The 18,217-nt window shown below is 72.9% G+C and carries 22 protein-coding genes; 16 read left to right on the top strand and 6 right to left on the bottom strand.

From position 1 onward, the window contains the following. The first annotated feature begins 207 nt into the window (after positions 1-207). From LR948_RS03320 to LR948_RS03250, 15 genes are all read left to right on the top strand, one after another. Positions 208-1,398 (top strand): phage portal protein, encoded by a 1,191-nt coding sequence (locus LR948_RS03320; RefSeq protein ID WP_232752498.1) that lies wholly within the window; start codon positions 208-210, stop codon positions 1,396-1,398. Beyond that, positions 1,395-1,622, top strand: a complete 228-nt coding sequence (locus tag LR948_RS03315; RefSeq protein WP_232752497.1) for a hypothetical protein — start codon at positions 1,395-1,397, stop codon at positions 1,620-1,622. Before LR948_RS03320 ends, LR948_RS03315 begins: the two co-directional genes overlap by 4 nt. Before the next feature lie 20 nt (positions 1,623-1,642). Beyond that, positions 1,643-2,218: an HK97 family phage prohead protease gene (locus LR948_RS03310; RefSeq protein ID WP_232752496.1), complete on the top strand. Its 576-nt coding sequence runs from the start codon at positions 1,643-1,645 to the stop codon at positions 2,216-2,218. Then, complete coding sequence (locus LR948_RS03305) at positions 2,215-3,399, top strand: phage major capsid protein (protein ID WP_232752495.1); 1,185 nt, start codon at positions 2,215-2,217, stop codon at positions 3,397-3,399. Before LR948_RS03310 ends, LR948_RS03305 begins: the two co-directional genes overlap by 4 nt. Before the next feature lie 108 nt (positions 3,400-3,507). Next, positions 3,508-4,101, top strand: a complete 594-nt coding sequence (locus LR948_RS03300; RefSeq protein WP_232752494.1) for a head-tail connector protein — start codon at positions 3,508-3,510, stop codon at positions 4,099-4,101. Beyond that, complete coding sequence (locus LR948_RS03295; RefSeq protein WP_232752493.1) at positions 4,098-4,436, top strand: head-tail adaptor protein; 339 nt, start codon at positions 4,098-4,100, stop codon at positions 4,434-4,436. The genes LR948_RS03300 and LR948_RS03295 overlap by 4 nt, the downstream gene beginning before the upstream one ends. Next, complete coding sequence (locus tag LR948_RS03290; RefSeq protein ID WP_232752492.1) at positions 4,433-4,840, top strand: DUF3168 domain-containing protein; 408 nt, start codon at positions 4,433-4,435, stop codon at positions 4,838-4,840. The genes LR948_RS03295 and LR948_RS03290 overlap by 4 nt, the downstream gene beginning before the upstream one ends. Positions 4,841-4,865: 25 nt before the next feature. Beyond that, positions 4,866-5,285 (top strand): phage major tail protein, TP901-1 family, encoded by a 420-nt coding sequence (locus LR948_RS03285; protein ID WP_232752491.1) that lies wholly within the window; start codon positions 4,866-4,868, stop codon positions 5,283-5,285. 4 nt (positions 5,286-5,289) lie between these two features. Continuing rightward, entirely contained in the window at positions 5,290-5,619 is a 330-nt protein-coding gene (locus LR948_RS03280) for a gene transfer agent family protein (RefSeq protein ID WP_232752490.1), read from the top strand. Next, on the top strand, positions 5,616-5,822 hold the full coding sequence (locus LR948_RS03275; protein ID WP_232752489.1) for a phage tail assembly chaperone: 207 nt from the start codon (positions 5,616-5,618) through the stop codon (positions 5,820-5,822). The genes LR948_RS03280 and LR948_RS03275 overlap by 4 nt, the downstream gene beginning before the upstream one ends. Further along, positions 5,819-6,475, top strand: coding sequence for a phage tail tape measure protein (locus tag LR948_RS03270; protein ID WP_232752488.1), 657 nt, complete (start codon positions 5,819-5,821; stop codon positions 6,473-6,475). The genes LR948_RS03275 and LR948_RS03270 overlap by 4 nt, the downstream gene beginning before the upstream one ends. A gap of 17 nt (positions 6,476-6,492) precedes the next feature. After that, on the top strand, positions 6,493-7,122 hold the full coding sequence (locus LR948_RS03265) for a DUF2460 domain-containing protein (RefSeq protein WP_232752487.1): 630 nt from the start codon (positions 6,493-6,495) through the stop codon (positions 7,120-7,122). Further along, on the top strand, positions 7,119-8,012 hold the full coding sequence (locus tag LR948_RS03260; RefSeq protein ID WP_232752486.1) for a DUF2163 domain-containing protein: 894 nt from the start codon (positions 7,119-7,121) through the stop codon (positions 8,010-8,012). The genes LR948_RS03265 and LR948_RS03260 overlap by 4 nt, the downstream gene beginning before the upstream one ends. Further along, the gene (locus tag LR948_RS03255) at positions 8,009-8,461 is read left to right on the top strand and encodes an NlpC/P60 family protein (RefSeq protein WP_232752485.1); all 453 of its coding nucleotides are present in this window, start codon (positions 8,009-8,011) and stop codon (positions 8,459-8,461) included. The genes LR948_RS03260 and LR948_RS03255 overlap by 4 nt, the downstream gene beginning before the upstream one ends. Continuing rightward, positions 8,461-12,375 carry a glycoside hydrolase TIM-barrel-like domain-containing protein gene (locus LR948_RS03250; RefSeq protein ID WP_232752484.1) on the top strand — a complete coding sequence of 1,305 codons (3,915 nt, stop codon included), beginning with the start codon at positions 8,461-8,463 and terminating at the stop codon, positions 12,373-12,375. The genes LR948_RS03255 and LR948_RS03250 overlap by 1 nt, the downstream gene beginning before the upstream one ends. A 10-nt stretch (positions 12,376-12,385) precedes the next feature. Here the strand turns inward: LR948_RS03250 and LR948_RS03245 are convergent, their stop codons facing one another. After that, the gene (locus tag LR948_RS03245) at positions 12,386-12,721 is read right to left on the bottom strand and encodes a TraR/DksA family transcriptional regulator (RefSeq protein WP_232752483.1); all 336 of its coding nucleotides are present in this window, start codon (positions 12,719-12,721) and stop codon (positions 12,386-12,388) included. Positions 12,722-12,804: 83 nt separating this feature from the next. On the opposite strand from LR948_RS03245, the gene cysE reads away from it, so the two are divergent. Next, positions 12,805-13,614 carry a serine O-acetyltransferase gene (gene cysE, locus LR948_RS03240; RefSeq protein WP_232752482.1) on the top strand — a complete coding sequence of 270 codons (810 nt, stop codon included), beginning with the start codon at positions 12,805-12,807 and terminating at the stop codon, positions 13,612-13,614. A 10-nt stretch (positions 13,615-13,624) separates the two neighbouring features. Here the strand turns inward: cysE and LR948_RS03235 are convergent, their stop codons facing one another. Genes LR948_RS03235 through LR948_RS03215 form a run of 5 tightly spaced genes read right to left on the bottom strand, consistent with a single transcriptional unit; the run spans position 13,625 to position 18,087 of the window. Then, a complete protein-coding gene (locus tag LR948_RS03235) occupies positions 13,625-14,152 on the bottom strand; it encodes an E3 binding domain-containing protein (RefSeq protein WP_232752481.1) in 528 nt (175 codons plus the stop codon). Next, positions 14,149-14,400, bottom strand: coding sequence for a hypothetical protein (locus LR948_RS03230; RefSeq protein ID WP_232752480.1), 252 nt, complete (start codon positions 14,398-14,400; stop codon positions 14,149-14,151). The genes LR948_RS03235 and LR948_RS03230 overlap by 4 nt, the downstream gene beginning before the upstream one ends. After that, positions 14,397-15,692 (bottom strand): pyruvate dehydrogenase complex E1 component subunit beta, encoded by a 1,296-nt coding sequence (locus tag LR948_RS03225; protein ID WP_232752479.1) that lies wholly within the window; start codon positions 15,690-15,692, stop codon positions 14,397-14,399. Before LR948_RS03225 ends, LR948_RS03230 begins: the two co-directional genes overlap by 4 nt. Beyond that, entirely contained in the window at positions 15,689-16,654 is a 966-nt protein-coding gene (locus tag LR948_RS03220; RefSeq protein WP_232752478.1) for a thiamine pyrophosphate-dependent enzyme, read from the bottom strand. The genes LR948_RS03225 and LR948_RS03220 overlap by 4 nt, the downstream gene beginning before the upstream one ends. A gap of 59 nt (positions 16,655-16,713) precedes the next feature. Then, on the bottom strand, positions 16,714-18,087 hold the full coding sequence (locus tag LR948_RS03215; RefSeq protein WP_232752477.1) for an L-serine ammonia-lyase: 1,374 nt from the start codon (positions 18,085-18,087) through the stop codon (positions 16,714-16,716). Between the last annotated feature and the right edge of the window lie 130 nt (positions 18,088-18,217).

The following is an 18,217-nucleotide window of genomic DNA, read 5'->3' as shown; positions in this document are numbered from 1 at the left end:
CCTCCGTCCCGGCGAGCGTTCTGGATGCGCCCGCCGACCAAGGATGTGCCACCCGCCCCAGCGCCCACTCCCTCCACTCCCCACCCCCGTTGCGCCCCACACCCCCCCACCGCGCGCCCCGCTCAGACGTGGTTAACCGCCCAACCCCGATCCTGCCTCTCATGCCGCGGGGACATGCCCGGCGGCGAGCAGCGAGGGCCGGGCCAGATGGGCGTCAACTTCTTCCGCAAGACCGCAGCATCCGCGCCGGGCACCAAGGCCTCGGCCACGGGCCCGATCCTGGCCCAGGCCAGCGCCGGGCGCATCGCCTGGTCGCCGCGCGACAGCGCCTCGCTGACCCGCACGGGCTTTGCCGGCAACCCGATCGGCTTCCGCGCGGTGAAGCTGGTGGCCGAGGCCGCCGCCGCCCTGCCGCTGGTCCTGCAGGATGCCCGCCAGCGCTACGAGAGCCACCCGCTCCTGGCGCTGCTTTCCCGGCCGAACCCCGGCCAGGGGCAGGCGGAGCTTCTCGAGGCGCTCTACGGCCAGCTCCTCCTCGCCGGTGACGGCTACCTCGAGGTCGTCTCGACCGCCACCGGCCGGCCGCTCGAGCTGCACGTGTTGCGCTCCGACCGGATGCGGCTGGTGCCCGGGCCCGACGGCTGGCCCGAGGCCTATGATTACACCGTCGGCGGCCGCACCCACCGCTTTCCCGCCGAGGCGCCCGCGGGCGCGATCTGCCACCTGAAATGCTTCCACCCACTGGACGACCACTACGGGCTCTCGCCCCTGCAGCCCGCGGCCCAGGCGCTCGACGTGCACAACGCCGCCTCGCGCTGGTCGAAGGGGCTGCTCGACAATGCCGCCAGACCCTCGGGGGCGATCGTCTACACCGGGGGCGAGGGGCCGGGCACGCTCAGCCCCGAGCAATACGACCGGCTGGTGGGCGAGATGGAGGCCTACCACATGGGCGCGCGCAACGCCGGGCGGCCGATGCTGCTCGAAGGCGGGCTCGACTGGAAGCCCATGGGCTTCTCGCCTTCGGACATGGAGTTCCACAAGTCCAAGGAGGCCGCCGCCCGCGAGATCGCGGTCGCCTTCGGGGTGCCGCCGATGCTCCTCGGGATCCCCGGAGAGGCCACCTATGCCAACTACCAGGAAGCCCATCGCGCCTTCTACCGGCTGACCGTGCTGCCGCTGGCGACCCGCGTCGGGGCGCGGCTCGGGGCCTGGCTCTCGGCGCATCTCGGCGCCGATCTGAGCCTCAAGCCCGACCTCGACCAGGTGCCGGCGCTCGCCGCCGAGCGCGACCAGCAATGGGCGCGGATCGCCGGGGCGGACTTCCTGAGCGCGGGCGAAAAGCGCCGTCTCCTGGGGCTGCCGCCGCTGGCCGAGGGCGAGGGCGAGGCACAGCCATGAGTGCGCCCCGCCGCCCTGCCGAGAGCTTCGACTGCGCCCCCGGGCTGCAGCTCGCCGCGCACGAGCGGCTCTCGGAGCTGCAGTTCGCCACGCTTGGCCAGCGGCTCGACCGGATCGAGGCGCTGATCGCCCGGCTCGAGCGGCGGCTCTGGCTTGCGGTCTACGGCGTGGTGGCGGCGATCCTGGTGCAGGGCGCGGCCGGTCTTCTGAGCGTGGTCCCGTGAGGCGGGGGAAAGGGCAAGTCATGGAACTGGAACATAAATTATGCCGCTTCGAGGCGCCGGTCACGGTCGGCGAGGGGCTCGAGCTCGCGGGCTATGCCTCGCGCTTCGGGGCCTGCGACCAGGGCGGCGACGTGGTGGCGCCGGGGGCCTATGCGGCCTCGCTGAAGCGGCTCGCCCAGGAGGGGCGCGCGGTGCGGATGCTCTGGCAGCACGACCCGGCCCAGCCGATCGGCGTCTGGTCCGAAGTGGCCGAGGACGCCACCGGGCTGCGCGTGAAAGGCCGGCTCCTGCGCGGGGTGGCCCGCGCCGAGGAGGCCGCCGAACTGGTGCGCGCGGGCGCCATCGACGGGCTGTCGATCGGCTACCGCACGCTCCGCGCCACCAAGAACGACCGGGGCCAGCGGGTCCTGACCGAACTGGAGCTTTGGGAGGTCTCTCTGGTGACCTTCCCGATGCTTCCCAGTGCGCGGGTCGCGGGCAAGGGCGACAGCCCGGGCGCCGCGGCCTGGCGCGAGCTGGCGGAGACGCTCCGGCGGCTCCGTCGCGAGATGGCGGGCGACAGCGCCGCGCCGGGGCAGAAGGGAGCCAAGGGATGAGCGACACGGATGCGACCGCGCCGCGGGGCGGTGACGGCGGCGCGATGGCCGAGGTCGGCCAGGCGCTGGCCGGGCTGATCGGCGACATCACCGCGATGCGGGCCGACCTCTACGAGAAACTCGACACACAGGAAGAGCGACTGACCATGCTTGATCGAAAATCCGCCATCCGCGCGGCCCGCCCGGCGCTGGCCGGGGCCACGCCCGCCGGGGCGCCGCACCAGGAAGCCTTCACCGCCTATCTGCGCAGCGGCGAGGAGGAGGCCCTGCGCGGCCTGACCCTCGAGGGTAAGGCGATGACCACCCAGGTCAATTCCGACGGCGGCTATCTCGTCGACCCCGAGACCTCGGCCAGCATCGCCGCGGTGCTCTCGGCCAGCGGCTCGATCCGCGCGGTGGCCAATGTCGTCAACGTCGAGGCCAGCTCCTACGACGTGCTGATCGACCGCAACGACGCCGGCGCGGGCTGGGCCAACGAGACCGCCGCCACCAGCGAGACCGGCACGCCCACGATCGAGCGGATCTCGGTGCCGCTCTTCGAGCTGAACGCCATGCCCAAGGCCTCGCAGCGGCTGCTCGACGACGCGGCCTTCGACGTGGAGGCCTGGCTCGCCGCGCGGATCGCCGAGAAATTCGCCCGCGCCGAGGCGGCGGCCTTCGTCTCGGGTGACGGGATCGACAAGCCCACGGGCTTTTTGACCCATCCGCAGGTCGACGAGGCGGCCTGGGCCTGGGGCCAGATCGGCACCGTGCCGAGCGGCGCCACGGCGGATGTGGGCGACGGCGACGCGCTGATCGAGCTGGTCTATGCGCTCGGGGCCGAATACCGCGCGGGCGGGGTCTTCGTGATGAACTCCAAGACCGCGGGCGCGCTGCGCAAGCTCAAGGACGCCGATGGCCGACACCTCTGGTCGGACGGCTTCGCCAGCGCCGAACCGGCGCGGCTCCTGGGTTACCGGGTGGTGATCGCCGAGGACATGCCCGAGATCGCCGCCGGGGCCACGCCCATCGCCTTCGGGGACTTCCGCGCCGGCTACACGATCGCCGAACGGCCCGACCTGCGGGTTCTGCGCGACCCCTTCAGCGCCAAGCCGCATGTGCTGTTCTACGCCACCAAGCGCGTCGGCGGCGACGTGTCGGACTTCGCCGCAATCAAGCTTCTGCGCATCGCCGCGAGCTGATCCCCGCGCCCGACCCCCGGGGGGGCGGCGGAGCCCTGTGCCCGCCGCCCCCCTCCAAGACCCTGATCCAAGACCCGTGCCCGCCCCGATCCGAGGACACCCCCCGCCATGATGCTGACCGAAGAGACCCCCGTGCCCGAGGCCGCGCTGCCGGTCGATGCGCTGAAGCGGCACCTCAGGATGGGCTCGGGCTTTGCCGAGGACGACCTGCAGGACGCGGTCCTGGCCTCCTTCCTGCGCGCCGCGCTGACCGCCATCGAGGGCCGCACCGCCCGCGCGCTGATCGCCCGGCGCTTCCTGCTGACGCTCTCGGCCTGGCGCCGGGCCGAGGGGCAGGCGCTGGGCCTGGCCCCGGTCACGGCGATCGAGAGCCTGACCCTGATCGACCGCACCGGTGCGGCAGAACTCGTGCCCGCGACGCGCTACCGGCTCGACCGGGACGGGCAGGGTGCGCGCGTCTGCCCCTTGGGCCCCGAGCTGCCCGCCGTGCCCGAGGGCGGCAGCGCCGAGCTGCGCTTCACCGCGGGCTATGGCGCCGATTTCGACGCGCTGCCGCCGGATCTCGCCCAGGCGGTGCTGATGCTGGCGACGCATTTCTACGACCACCGGACCGACACGGCGCTGCCCGCGGGCTGCATGCCCTTCGGGGTCTCGAGCCTGCTTGCGCGCTACCGCCCGGTGCGGCTGGGGTTCTCGGCATGAGCGCGCCCAAACTCTCGCGCCGGGTGACGCTGGAACGCCGGCTGACCGCGCCCGACGGCGCGGGCGGTCAGGCGGGCGGCTGGCAGGCACTCGGCACGCTCTGGGCCGAGATGACGCCGCGCGCGGGCCGCGAGGGCCGCGGCGCGGGCGGGGCGCTGGCGCGGGCCGGCTACCGCGTCACCATCCGCGCCCTGCCCGAGGGCAGCGCCTCGCGCCCACGGGTCACCGACCGGCTGCGGCTCGGCGGGCGGGTGCTCGAGATCCTCGCGGTGCAGGAGGCCGATGCCGCCGCCCGCTACCTGGTCCTGACCGTGGAAGAGAGGGCGGGCGCATGAGCTACGCGATCTCCGAGGCGCTGCAAACGGCACTCTTCGCCCGGCTGAGCGGCGATCCCGCGCTGACCGCGCTGGTCGGTGCCCATGTCTACGACGCCCTGCCCGAGGGCGCGCTGCCCGAGACCTATGTGACTCTCGGCCCCGAGGTGGTGCGCGACGCCTCCGACATGGGCGGCCGGGGCGCCTGGCACGAGGTCGAGGTCAACGTCTTCTCCAGCGCCGCGGGCTTCCGCGACGCCAAGCGCGCGGCCGCCGCCATCGGCGCGGCGCTCGAGGCCCCGGGGCTGACCCTTGGCCAGGGCCGGCTTGTCGCGCTCACCTTCCGCAAGGCCGAGGCTCGCCACGCCCGCGACGGGCGCCGCCGCATCGCGCTGCGCTACCGCGCCCGCGTCGAGGCCACCTGAGACAGATCCCCCAAAGGAGAGCACCATGAGCGCCCAGAACGGCAAGGACCTTCTGATCAAGGTCGACCAGACCGGCGACGGCCAGTTCGTCACCATGGCGGGGCTGCGCGCCACGCGTATCGCCTTCAACGCCGAGCAGGTCGATGTGACCTCGCTCGAAAGCCAGGGCGGCTGGCGCGAGCTCCTGGGCGGGGCGGGGGTGAAAAGCGCCGCGCTCTCGGGTTCGGGGGTGTTCCGCGACGCCGCCACCGACGAACGCGCCCGGCAGATCTTCTTCGCCGCCGAGACGCCCGACTTCCAGGTGGTGATCCCGGATTTCGGCACGATCACCGGACCCTTCCAGCTCACCGCGCTGGAATATGCCGGCACCCACGACGGCGAGGCGACCTTCGAGGTCTCGCTCGCCTCGGCGGGGCTGCTGAACTTCGTCGCGGACGCGGGCTGAGCCCATGGCGAACCCCTGGCGCGGCGAGGTGGAGATCGAGATCGACGGGCGGGCCCATGTCATGCGGCTGACGCTCGGAGCGCTGGCCGAGCTGGAGGCGGCGCTGGGCACCGACAGCCTGGTGGCCCTGGCCGAACGCTTCGAGGCCGGGCGCTTTTCCAGCCGCGACGTGCTGGCGCTGATCGTCGCGGGGCTGCGCGGCGGCGGCTGGCAGGGCGGGCCGCGCGACCTCATGGCCGCCGAGATCGCCGGCGGGCCGGTGGCCGCCGCCCGCGCCGCCGCGTTGCTGCTAGCCCGCGCCTTCGCGCTGCCGGACGAAGGGGGCGCGGGATGAGCGCGCGCTTCGACTGGCCCGGGCTGATGCGCGCCATGCTGGCCCCGCCCGGCGGGCTCTCGCCCGAGCGGTTCTGGGCCCTGACCCCCGCCGAGCTGCGGCTGATCCTCGGCGCCCGCGCCGGGCCGCCGCCCATGGGCCGCGCGCGGCTCGATGCGCTGATGCACGCCTTTCCCGACCTGCCCAAGGAGACCCGCCCATGACCGACCCAGAGACCTTCGAAGCCGAGATCGACGCGCTCGACACCGCCCTGGCCGGGGCCAGCGGCATGGCGGCGGGCTTCAACGCCGAGATGCGCCGCATCCACGAGACCTTCGCGGCCACCGGCGGCGGGGTGCGGCGGCTGCAACGGGCGCTGTCCTCGGGGCTGTCCTCGGCGATCGACGGGGTGATCCTCGACGGGATGAGCCTCAGCCAGGCGCTGAACCAGGTCGCCCAGGCCATGGTCGACACCGCCTATCGCGCCGCCATCGACCCGGTGACAGATCACCTGGGCGGGCTTATCTCGAGCGGGGTCAACGCGGTCCTCGGCGCGCATTCGCCCTTCGCCAAGGGCGCGGGCTTCGCCCAGGGGCGGGTCATGCCCTTCGCCTCGGGCGGGGTGGTCTCGGGGCCGGTCAGCTTCCCGATGCGCGGCGGCATGGGGCTCATGGGCGAGGCCGGGCCCGAGGCGATCCTGCCGCTGGCGCGCGGTGCCGACGGCAAGCTCGGCGTGCGCGCGGGCGGGGCCCAAGGCGCCCCGGTGCAGGTGGTGATGCATGTCACCACCCCCGATCTTGCCAGTTTCGAACGCTCGCAAAGCCAGATCGCCGCCCGCATGGCGCGGATGATCGGCCAGGGCGGGCGCAACCGCTAAGCCGGAGGGGCCAAGCGATGTTCCACGACGTGAGATTTCCCCCGCGGCTGAGCTTCGGCGCGCTGGGCGGGCCCGAGCGCCGCACCGAGGTGGTGACCCTCGCCAACGGCCACGAAGAGCGCAACACCCCCTGGGCGCAGTCGCGTCGCCGCTACGACGCGGGCGTCGGCCTCAGCGCGCCCGACGACATCGCCGAGGTGGTGGCCTTCTTCGAGGCCCGGCAGGGGCGGCTGCATGCCTTCCGCTGGAAGGACTGGGCCGACTTCAAGTCCTGCGCCCCCTCGCGCGCAGTGCATTTCGAGGACCAGGTGATCGCCGAGGGCGACGGCGAGACCGCGGAGTTCCAGCTGGTCAAGCTCTACCGCTCGGGCGCCCAGAGCTACCGGCGCGAGATCACCAAGCCGGTGCCGGGCAGCGTGCGCCTGGGCCTGCACGACACCGAACGCAGCGCCGGGGTGGATTTCACCGTCGACCACGCCACCGGGCTGGTGCGGTTTTTCGAGCCGCCGATCGCCGGGGTGGCGGTGACCGCGGGCTTCGAGTTCGACGTGCCGGTGCGCTTCGACACCGATGCGATCCGCAGCAGCGCGGCGACCTTTCAGGCCGGCGAAGTGCCCGACGTGCCGGTCGTGGAGGTGCGGGCATGAGCGGGCAGGGCGAGGGCGCGGCGCTGCTCGATCACTTGGGCGGCGGGGTCACCCATGTGGTGCGCTGCTGGGAGGTGACGCGCCCCGACGGGCTGCGGCTGGGCTTCACCGATCACGACCGCGACCTCGCCTTCGGCGGGCTGACCTTCCGCGCCGACACCGGGCTGACCGCCCGGGCGCTGGAACAGGGCAGCGGCCTGTCGGTCGACAATTCCGAGGCGCTGGGCGCGCTGTCGGATGCGGCGATCTCCGAGGCCGACATCGAGGCCGGGCGCTACGACGGCGCCGAGGTGCTGGCCTGGCTGGTGAACTGGCAGGACATCACCGCGCGGCAGGTGCTGTTTCGCGGCACCATCGGCGAGATCCGCCGCGCGGGCGGCACCTTCCAGGCCGAGCTGCGCGGCCTCTCGGACCGGCTCAACCGGCCCATGGGGCGGATCTTCCAGCGCCCCTGCACGGCGGTCCTGGGCGATGCCAGCTGCCGCGTCGACACCGGGGCGCCGGGCTATGCCTGGGAGGGGCCGCTCGGGGCTGAGGATGCCGAGGGGGCGATCATGCTGGAGGACGCGGGCGGCTTCGCCGACGGCTGGTTCGCGCGCGGGCGGCTCGAGGTGACCTCGGGGGCGGCTGCGGGGCTGTCCGGCTGGATCAAGGAGGACCGCCTTGAGGGCATGACCCGGAGGCTGACCCTCTGGGAGCCCCTGCGCGCGCCGCTGGCCTCCGGCGACGGGCTGCGGCTTGTGGCGGGCTGCGACAAGCGGTTCGAGACCTGCCGCGAGAAGTTCGACAACCTCCTGAACTACCAGGGCTTTCCCGACATTCCCGGGGACGACTGGCTGGTCGTGCATCCCGCCAATACCGGCGAGACCTCGGGCGGGAGCCGGCGATGAGCGGGGCGCGCATCGTGGCCGAAGCGCGCGGCTGGATCGGCACGCCCTACCTGCACCAGGCCTCGGTCCGGGGCGCGGGCTGCGACTGCCTCGGGCTGATCCGGGGGCTCTGGCGCGAGCGGCACGGCGCCGAGCCCGAGGAAGTGCCCGCCTACAGCCGCGACTGGGCCGAGCCGCGGGGCGAAGAGGCGCTCTGGCAGGCGGCGCTGCGGCACCTGACCCCCGTGGCCCCCGAGGCCCCCTGGCAGCCCGGGCAGATCCTGCTTTTCCGCATGCGCGCGGGCGCGGTCGCCAAGCACCTGGGGCTCTTGTCCGAGGCGGGCCAAGCGCCGCGCTTCATCCATGCCTATTCCGGCCATGGCGTCGTCGAATCGGCGCTCACCGCGCCCTGGGCCCGCCGCGTGGTGGCGCGCTTCTCCTTCCCCGACCCCGCGAAAGGTCCCGACTGATGGCAACCATCCTTCTCTCCGCCGCGGGCGCGGCCTTCGGCGGCTCGCTCGGCGGCTCCTTCCTGGGGCTCTCCATGGTGGCCTGGGGGCGCTTCGCGGGGGCGGCGCTGGGCCGGGCGATCGACCAGTCGCTGCTCGGCCAGGGCAGCGAGAGGGTCGAGACCGGCCGGGTCGAACGCTTCCACCTGGCCAATTCCGGCGAGGGCCGCGCGATCCCGCGGCTCTGGGGCCGGGCGCGGGTCGGCGGGCAGGTGATCTGGACCACCGGCTTCACCGAGACCACCCGCACCGAGGGCGGCGACGGCGGCAAGGGCGCGCCCGCGACGCCCGAGATCACCACCTACCACTACTCGGTCAGCCTGGCGCTGGCGCTCTGCGAAGGGCCCATCGCCGGGGTCACCCGGGCCTGGGCGGATGGGGTGGAGATCTCGCTCGAGGACCTGATGATCCGGGTCTACACCGGCGATGCGGACCAGATGCCCGACCCCAAGATGGAGGCGGTCGAGGGCGCGGGCCAGGTGCCCGCCTATCGCGGCACCGCCTACGTGGTGATCGAGGATCTGAAGCTCGAGGATTTCGGCAACCGGGTGCCGCAGCTCTCCTTCGAGGTGGTCAAACCCGCCACCGCCGAGGACGACATGCCCGCGCTCCTGAAAGGTGTGGCGCTTCTGCCGGGCAGCGGCGAATACACGCTGGCCACATCGAAGCTCTACTACGGCGGCGGCAGCGATCCTTCGGGCGCCATCAATGTCACCACCGCCGCCGAGGTCGCCGATCTGACCCGCGCGCTCGATGCGCTGGGCGACCAGGCGCCGGGCTGCGAGGCGGTGTCGCTGGTGGTCAGCTGGTTCGGCGATGACCTGCGCTGCGGGCTCTGCGAGCTGCGCCCCAAGGTCGAGCAGCGCACCGACGAGGCCGGCGGCATGCCTTGGTCGGTCGCGGGGCTGACCCGTACCAGCGCCTTCCAGGTGCCGCATCTGGACGACAAGCCGGTCTACGGCGGCACCCCCGCCGACGGCGCGGTGATCGAGGCGATCGAGACGCTGAAGGCGCGCGGCAAGGCGGTGATGTTCTACCCCTTCATCCTGATGGACCAGCTCGCGGGCAACGGCAAGACCGACCCCTATGGCCGCGCCGAACAGCCGCCGCTCCCTTGGCGTGGGCGGATCACCCTGGCCCGCGCGCCGGGGCAGGCGGGCTCGACCGAGGGCACCGCGCTGGCCCGGGCCGAGGTGGCGGCTTTCCTCGGCACCGCGCGGGCGGCGGATTTCACCGTCAGCGGGCGCAAGATCACCTATTCCGGCCCCGCCGAATGGAGCTTTTCGCGCTTCATCCTGCACCAGGCCGCGCTGGCCCGGGCGGCGGGCGGGGTCGAGGCCTTCTGCATCGGCTCCGAGCTGCGCGGGCTGACCGCGATCCGCGACCACGAGGGCTTTCCCTTTGTCACGGGCCTCACCGATCTGCTGGTCGAGGTGCGCGCGCTCCTCGGCCCCGAGGTCAAGCTGACCTATGCCGCCGACTGGTCCGAATACGCCAACCACCGGCCCGAGGACGGCTCGGGGGATCTCTATTTCCACCTCGACCCGCTCTGGGCACACCCGGACTTGGATTTCATCGGCATCGACAACTACATGCCGCTCTCCGACTGGCGCGAGGGCGCGGACCACCTCGACGCGGAGGCCGGCTGGCACCGGGTGCACGAGCTGTCCTATCTCGACGCCAATATCGAGGGCGGCGAGGGCTTCGACTGGTATTACTCGAGCCCCGAGGCCGAGGCCGCCCAACGCCGCAGCCCGATCCGCGACAGCGCCCATGGCGAGGACTGGGTGTTCCGCACCAAGGACCTGCAGGGCTGGTGGAGCCATTCGCACCACGACCGCATCGGCGGCATCCGCCAGGCCGCGCCGACCGCCTGGGTCGCGGGCTCGAAACCCATCTGGTTCACCGAGCTTGGCTGCCCCGCCGTCGACAAGGGCACCAACCAGCCGAATGTCTTCCTTGACCCGAAGTCCTCGGAAAGCGCCCTGCCGCGCGGCTCGAACGGGCTCCCGGACGAGGACATCCAGCGCCAGTATCTGCGCGCCATGCACCTGCATTGGGGCGATCCCGCCAACAACCCGGTCTCGCCGCTCTACGGCGGGCCCATGGTCGAGATGTCCCGCGCCTTCGTCTGGGCCTGGGACGCGCGGCCCTTCCCCTGGTTCCCGAGCCTCACCGAACGCTGGAGCGACGGGGTCAACTACCGGCGCGGGCATTGGATCACCGGGCGGCTCTCCTCGCGGCGGCTGGCGGATGTCGTGGCCGAGATCTGCGCGGGCGCGGGGCTGACCGCCTATGACACCAGCGACCTCGTGGGCATGGTGCGCGGCTATGTGATCCCCGAGGTCTCGGACGCCCGCCAGGCGCTGCAGCCCCTGATGCTGGTCTATGGCTTCGACGCGGTGGAGCGCGAGGGCTGCCTGGTCTTCCTCATGCGCGAGGGGCGCAAGGCACAGGCGCTCGACCCCGAGCGGCTCGCCGAGCACCCCGACCTCGACCAGCCGCTGGTCCAGACCCGCGCCGGGGAGGCGGCGCTGTCGGGGCGGGTGCGGCTGCATTTCTACGAGGCCGAGGGCGATCACGACACCGTCGCCGAAGAGGCCGTCCTGCCGCAGGACCGCACCCATGCGGTGGCGGAAAGCGAGGTCACCCTGGCGCTGACCCGCGCCGAGGGGCGGCAGGTGGTGGAGCGCTGGCTCGCCGAGGCGCGGCTGGCGCGCGACAGGCTGAGCCTGGCCCTGCCGCCCTCGGGGCTGGGCCTGCGCGCGGGCGACGTGCTGGCGCTGCCCGGCCCGGGCGGCCCCGTCACCGCCCGCGTCGACCGGGTCGAGGTCACCGACCGGCAACTCATCGAGGCGGTGCGCATCGACCCCGCCGCCTATACTCCCGCCGCCATGGCCGAGAGTCCGGCGCGGCTGACCCCCTATTTGGCCGCGACCCCGGTCACGGCGGTCTTCCTCGACCTGCCGCTCCTGACCGGGGACGAGCTGCCCCATGCCCCGCATGTCGCCGCCAGCGCCGAGCCCTGGCCCGGGCCGGGGCCGGTGGCGCTCTTCTCGGCGCTCGAGGATGCGGACTACCGGCTCAACCGGCTGCTGCCCCGCCGGGCGCTCATGGGCGAGACGCAAAGCCCGCTGCTGCGCGCGCCCGCCGGGCGCTACGACATGGGCCCGGCGCTCGAAGTGGCGCTGGGGCCGGGGGCGCTGCAGTCGATCTCGGAGGCGGCGCTCTTCGGCGGCGGCAATGCCTTCGCGCTGGGCGACGGCAGCCCCGGCAACTGGGAGGTCTTCCAGGCCCGCGACGTCCAGGCGCTGGGCGGCGGGCGCTGGCTTCTCTCGGCCCGGCTGCGCGGGCAGGCGGGCAGCGACGCGCTGATGCCCGAGGTCTGGCCCGCCGGCTCGCGCATCGTGCGGTTGGGCGGAGCGCTGGAGCAGATCGACCTCGCCGCGAGCGAGCGGCGCCAGCCCCGGCATTACCGCTACGGCCCGGCCTCGCGCCCCATCGACGATCCGACCTATGCCCATGTCGTGCATGCCTTCGAGGGGATCGGCCTGCGGCCCTATGCGCCGGTGCACCTGAGCGCCCAGGGATCGGGCGGCGACCTGGCGATCGGCTGGATCCGCCGGACCCGGATCGACGGCGACGACTGGGACCGGCCCGAGGTGCCGCTGGGCGAGGAGCGCGAGGCCTACTTGGTGCGGATCAGCCGCGCCGGCGTGCTTCTGCGCGAGGCCGAGGTCGTGACGCCGGCCTGGACCTACCCCGGGCCCGACCGCGCTGCGGACCTGGCGGGCGGGCCGGTGACGCTTTCGGTGGCGCAGCTCTCGGCGCGCTTCGGCCCGGGGCCCGCGGCGGAACTGGTGATCACCGCCTGAGGCAGGCGGCTCAACTGGCGCAGGAGATGCAGCGCCGCGCCGTCGGATCGAGCGCCAGGCGTTTCTCGGCGATCTCCTCGCCGCAGTCCTCGCAATAGCCGAACTCGCCCTCGGCGATGCGCTCGAGCGCCAGCCCCAGCCCGTGGCGCATCCCGTCGCGCCGGGCCTGGGTGGCCTTGGCCATGGCCTGGCTCTGCAGCGCGTCCTGCCGCGACAGCCGCCCCACGGCCTGCTGATCGAGCTCCACCGTCGACTGCCCGCCCCGGCCCAGCCGGTCCTCTTCGTCCAGCGCGGCCAGCCGCTCTTCGATCAGGTGGCGGAAGCGCGCGAGATCCTGGTCATTCAAGGTTGTGATCCCTTGTCTCACAGCTTGGCGTTTCGCTTCCCCGACCCTATCTGATAAGGTCCCGGCGGCAAAGGAGAGACGCCATGGCGGAAACCAGGACGAACCTCAAAGAAATCGATCCGGTCTGGACCCGGATCATGGAAGAAGCCGAGGAAATCGTCTCTGACGAACCGCTGCTCGGCGGGATGGTGCATTACTCGGTGCTGCACCATCAGACCATCGAGCGGGCCCTGAGCTACCGCATCGCGGTGAAGCTGACCTCGGGCGAGATTTCCGAGCAGATCCTGCGCGAGATCTGCGACGAGGCTTACGGCTCGGACCCCGACCTGGCGCTGGCCGCGCGGGCCGATATCGTCGCGGTCTACGAGCGCGACCCGGCCTGCCACCGCTTCGTGCAGCCGCTGTTGTTTTTCAAGGGCTTCCAGGCGCTGCAATCCTACCGCGTGGCGAACTGGCTCTACCGCGAGGGACGGCGCGACCTGGCGGCGCTTTTCCAGATGCGCTGCTCCGAGGTCTTCGGCGTCGACATCCACCCCGCCGCCAAGATCGGCCGGGGCATCATGATCGACCACGCCCATTCCATCGTCATCGGCGAGACCGCGCGCGTGGGCGACAACGTCTCGATGCTGCATTCGGTGACCCTGGGCGGCACCGGCAAGGAAGAGGAAGACCGCCACCCCAAGATCGGCGACGGCGTCTTGATCGGCGCGGGCGCCAAGGTGCTGGGCAACATCCGGGTCGGCAATTGCTCGCGGATCGCGGCGGGCTCGGTGGTGTTGGACGAGGTGCCGCCCTGCAAGACCGTGGCGGGCGTGCCCGCGCGCATCGTGGGCGAAGCGGGCTGCGACCAGCCCTCGGTCAGCATGGATCACCTGTTCGCCGGCAAGGGCTAAGGCCCGGGCCTTATTCCCCGGGTGCCGCAAGCGCCCGGGCGATGCGGTCGAGGAGCCGCGCGGCGGCCTCGGCCGCGGGGCCCCGCGGCGCCAGCGCCAGGGCCAGCGTAAGGCGGCCTGCCATTTCTCCGACACCCAGCGCGAGAGAGGCTCCCTCCGGCAGGGCGGGATCGAGGCTTTCGACGCCGAGATCGGCCAGGTCGACCAGCGGCAGCGCGCCCGCGCCTGTGGCCTCCGCCACCGCGGCGATCCGCGCCGCGCGCTCGGCGGCGCTCAAAGGTCCGGCGGTCTCGACGCTGCGTCTTAGGATGGCGGCGGGGGCCGGGGGCAGGTCGCCCGGCGTGGGGCTCGGCGCCTGCGCTGGCTCGACCCGCGCTTGCGCTTGCTCCGACTGCGCCGCCGCTGCCACCTCCGCCGCTTTCTCCAAGTCCGCCGCCACGATCCGCCCGCCGGGGCCCGACCCGCGCAGGCCCGCAAGGTCGATCCCCCGCGCCTTGGCGAGGTGGCGCGCATAGGGCGAGGCGAAGACCCGGCTCATGCGCCGCGCTCCAGGGTCACGATCTCGAAAGGCGCGCGCGGCTCCGCGCCCGAGGCCAGCGCCGCGACCGCCCGCGCGATCTCGCGGCGGTGGCGGGCGATCCATTCGTAGGCCTCCTGGTGGCTCGGCCGCTCGCCGGGGCGCAGGTCCTGCATCAAGACCTCGGGCACCAGCGCCGTGCCCGCCTCGGTGCGGACCCGGTAAGCCTCGCGCGCGGCGTCGCGGCCCAGGACCTCGACCGTGCTCATCGGTAAAGCACCGCCCGCGCGGCGCGCAGGACGGCCTCGACCCCGGGCAGGGCGGCATCCTCGAGCGGCCCCGCCGCGGGCAGGGCGAGGTCTGCCGCCCCGAGCGTGGCGATGGGCGCGTCGAGCCAGTCGAAGCCCTCCTGCACGAGCGTTGTCGCGATCTCCTTGCCGAAGCTTGCAACCGGCCAGCCTTCCTCGATCACCACGCAGCGGTGGGTCTTCTTCAGGCTCTCCAAAAGCGTCTCGCGGTCCCAGGGGCGCAGGCAGCGCAGGTCGATGACCTCGGCCGAGACGCCCTCGTCCTCGAGCCGCTCGGCGGCCGTCCGGGCCAGCCCCACCGCGGGCCCATAGGCCACCAGCGTCACATCCTCGCCCGCGCGCCAGATCCGCGCCTGGCCCCAGGGCAGGGCGGGGGCCTCGGGCACCTCGAAGGCCTGGCCGTATAGCCGGTCGCTTTCCAGAAGCACCACCGGCCCGGGGTCGCGGATCGCCGCGCGCAAGAGCGCCCCCGCATCCTCGGCGGCATAGGGGGCGGCCAGTTTCAGTCCCGGCACCCGCGCCAGAAGGGCCGCAAAATCATGGCTGTGCTGGGCGCCCATGCGCTCGCCCGCGCCATGCGGGCCGCGCAGGACCAGGGGGCAGTCGAGCGTGCCGCCCGACATGCTGCCGGTCATCGCGGCGGAGTTGATCAAGGGATCAAGCGCCTGCAGCGCGTAGGAGAGGTTCAGCACCTCGACCACCGGGCGCAGCCCGGCGAAGGCAGCCCCCGTGGCCAGCCCCATGATCGCCGAATGCAAGGGTGGCGCGTCGATCACCCGGGCCGCGCCGAAGCGTTCGATCAGCCCCTGGCTGACCTTGTAGGCGCCATGGGCCGCGCCGACCTCCTCGCCGATGAGAAAGACGCTTTCGTCTTCGCGCATCTCGGCGATGAGCGCCTGGCGGAGCGCCTCGCGGACGGTCTCCTGCGGGGCCTCGGCGCGGGCGCGGCGCGGGCGGGTCTTGGCCGGGGGCGTCGGCGCGGGTGCCTCCGCCGGGGGCGGCGTCGCAGCGCCCCCGTCGCGCAGCCGGGCGATTGGGGTCTCGACGGCGATCATCGCGCCGCCCTCGGTGACCAGGAAGGCGTCGATCACGCCCGAGGCCGGGGCCTCGAACTCCATCACCGCCTTGTCGGTCTCGATCTCGGCGATCACGTCGCCTTCCTCGACGAAGTCGCCCTCGGCGACGAGCCAGCGCGCCAGGCGGCCCTCCTCCATGGCGGGCGAGAGCGCGGGCATGGTGATCTCGCGGCTCATCGCGGCACCTCGGCGGAAAGCGCCGGGGCGATGCCCTCGGGGCGGGCGGGGGCGCTGGCGCGGGCGAACTCCGCCGCCGCGGTCACAACCTCTTTCACCTCGGCGTCGACCTCCTTGAGGGTCTTCTCCGACAGCCCCTCGGTGACCAGCCGGGCGCGTTCGCGGGCGATCGGGTCGCGTTCGGCGCGGACCTTCTGCATCTCGTCGAGGGTGCGGTATTTCGCCGGATCGGCCATGGAATGGCCCCGGTAGCGGTAGGTCTGCGCCTCGATCAGATAGGGGCCCTTGCCGGCGCGGACGTGCAGCGCCGCGGTCTCGGCGGCCTCGGCGACGCGGGTCACATCCATGCCGTCGACCCGGGCCACGGGAATGCCATGGGCCGCCGCGCGGTCGCTGAGGCCCGGGCCCCTGCGCGCCGCGCCGTCCTGGTTGTTCTCGATCACGAAGAGGAGCGGCAGCGCCCAGAGCGCGGCCAGGTGATAGGTCTCGGCCACCGGCCCGAGGTTCGCGGCCACATCGCCGTAGCTCGCCACGGTGATGTTGTTCGACCGCCTGTAACGCTCGGCGAAGGCCAGCCCGGCGCCGATCGGCACCTGGGCGGCCAGCATCCCGTGGCCGCCGTAGAAGCCGTCGTCCGGGCTGAACATATGCATCGAGCCGCCATGGCCCCGCGAATAGCCCGCCGCGCGGCCCAGAAGCTCGGCCATGATCCGGCCCGGCTCCATTCCGGCGGCCAGCATGTGTCCATGCGCGCGGTAGGAGGCGACGCGCCGGTCGCCCGGGCGCAGCGCCCGTTCGAGCCCCGCGACCACCGCCTCCTGGCCGATGCAGAGATGGCAGTAGCCCTCGATCAGGCCCATGCCGAAAAGCTGGCCGGCCTTTTCCTCGAAGCGGCGGATCAGGAGCATCCGCCGGTAGTCGGTCAGCGCGTCTTCCCTGTCTGAACTGCCGTCCGCCACCATGATCCGCCCGTTGATCCGTCTAGACCGAAGACACTAGGCCCGGGGGTGCCGCGCGGCAATCAGCAATTGGGCACGTTGACCGCCAGCCCGCCGAGCGAGGTTTCCTTGTATTTCTCGGACATGTCGGCACCGACCTGGCGCATGGTCTCGATGCAGGCATCGAGCGGCACGAGGTGCTGCCCGTCGCCCCTCAGCGACAGCGAGGCCGCCGAGACGGCCTTGATCGCGCCAAGGCCGTTGCGCTCGATGCAGGGCACCTGCACGAGGCCCTTCACCGGGTCGCAGGTCATGCCGAGGTGATGTTCGAGCGCGATCTCGGCGGCGTTCTCCACCTGCTCGGGGGTGCCGCCCAGGACCGCGCAGAGCCCCGCCGCCGCCATGGCCGCCGCGGCGCCGACCTCGGCCTGGCAGCCGGCCTCGGCGCCCGAGATCGAGGCGTTGTATTTCACCAGCCCGCCGATCGCCGCGGCGGTCAGCAGGAAGTCCGGCAGCCGCTCGCGCGAGGCGCCGGGCACATGGTCGAGCCAGTAGCGGATGGTCGCGGGCACCACGCCCGCCGCGCCGTTGGTCGGCGCGGTGACCACCTGGCCGCCGGCGGCGTTCTCCTCGTTGACCGCCATGGCATAGGTCGAAATCCAGTCGTTGATCGTATGCGGCGCGGTGAGGTTCATGCCGCGCTCGGCCTCGAGCGCCTCGCGGATCGCGCCGGCCCGGCGGCGCACCTCGAGCCCGCCCGGCAGCCGCCCGTCGCCCGCGAGCCCGCGGTCGATGCAGCCCTCCATGACCTCCCAGATCCGGGTCAGCCCCTGGTCGAGCTTGGCGCGCGGGCCGCGCGACAGCTCGTTGGCGCGTTTCATCTGCGCCACCGAGAGCCCCGAGGCGCGGGCCATGCCCAGCATCTCCTCGCCGGTCTTGAAGGGGTAGGGCACCGGCGGGCCCTGGTCGGTGTCGCGGCCCTCGGCCAGTTCCGCCTCGGTCAGGACGAAGCCGCCGCCGACGGAGTAATAGACCTCCTGGAAAAGCACGTCGCCCTGGGCGTCGGTCGCGGCGAGCCGCATGCCGTTGGCATGGCCGGGCAGGCTCTCGTCATAGTCGAAGACCAGGTCGGTCTTGGGGTCGAAGGTCAGCTCGGGCAGCCCCTCGGGCGTCACCCGCTTGGTCTCGGCGATGCGCGCGAGCGCGGCCTCGGCCTTCTCGGCGTCGTAGCTGTCGGGGGCAAAGCCCGCGAGCCCCAGGATCACCGCGCGGTCGGTGGCATGGCCGTGCCCGGTGAAGGCCAGCGAGCCATGCAGCGAGGCGCGCAGCCCGCGGAAGCTGTAGTCCGAGGCCCGCATCGCGGCGAGAAAGCGCGCCGCGGCGACCATCGGGCCCATGGTGTGCGAGGAGGACGGGCCGATCCCGACCTTGAACATCTCGAAGACCGACAGGAACATCGCGGTTCTCCCTTGCAGATCCGCCGCCACCATAGCGGCGCGGCGCGCGCGCCATGGTCCGAAAGCGGCACTTTCCGCCGGGTTTCCCACATCCCGGGCGGGCTGGCCAGTGCAGCGGGCCGGGCGCCCC

This window comes from Roseivivax sp. GX 12232, from assembly GCF_021272185.1.
Classification (GTDB): Bacteria; Pseudomonadota; Alphaproteobacteria; order Rhodobacterales; family Rhodobacteraceae; genus Roseivivax.
Note: the sequence above shows the minus strand (reverse complement) of the source record. Positions and strands in the feature narration are given on the sequence as shown.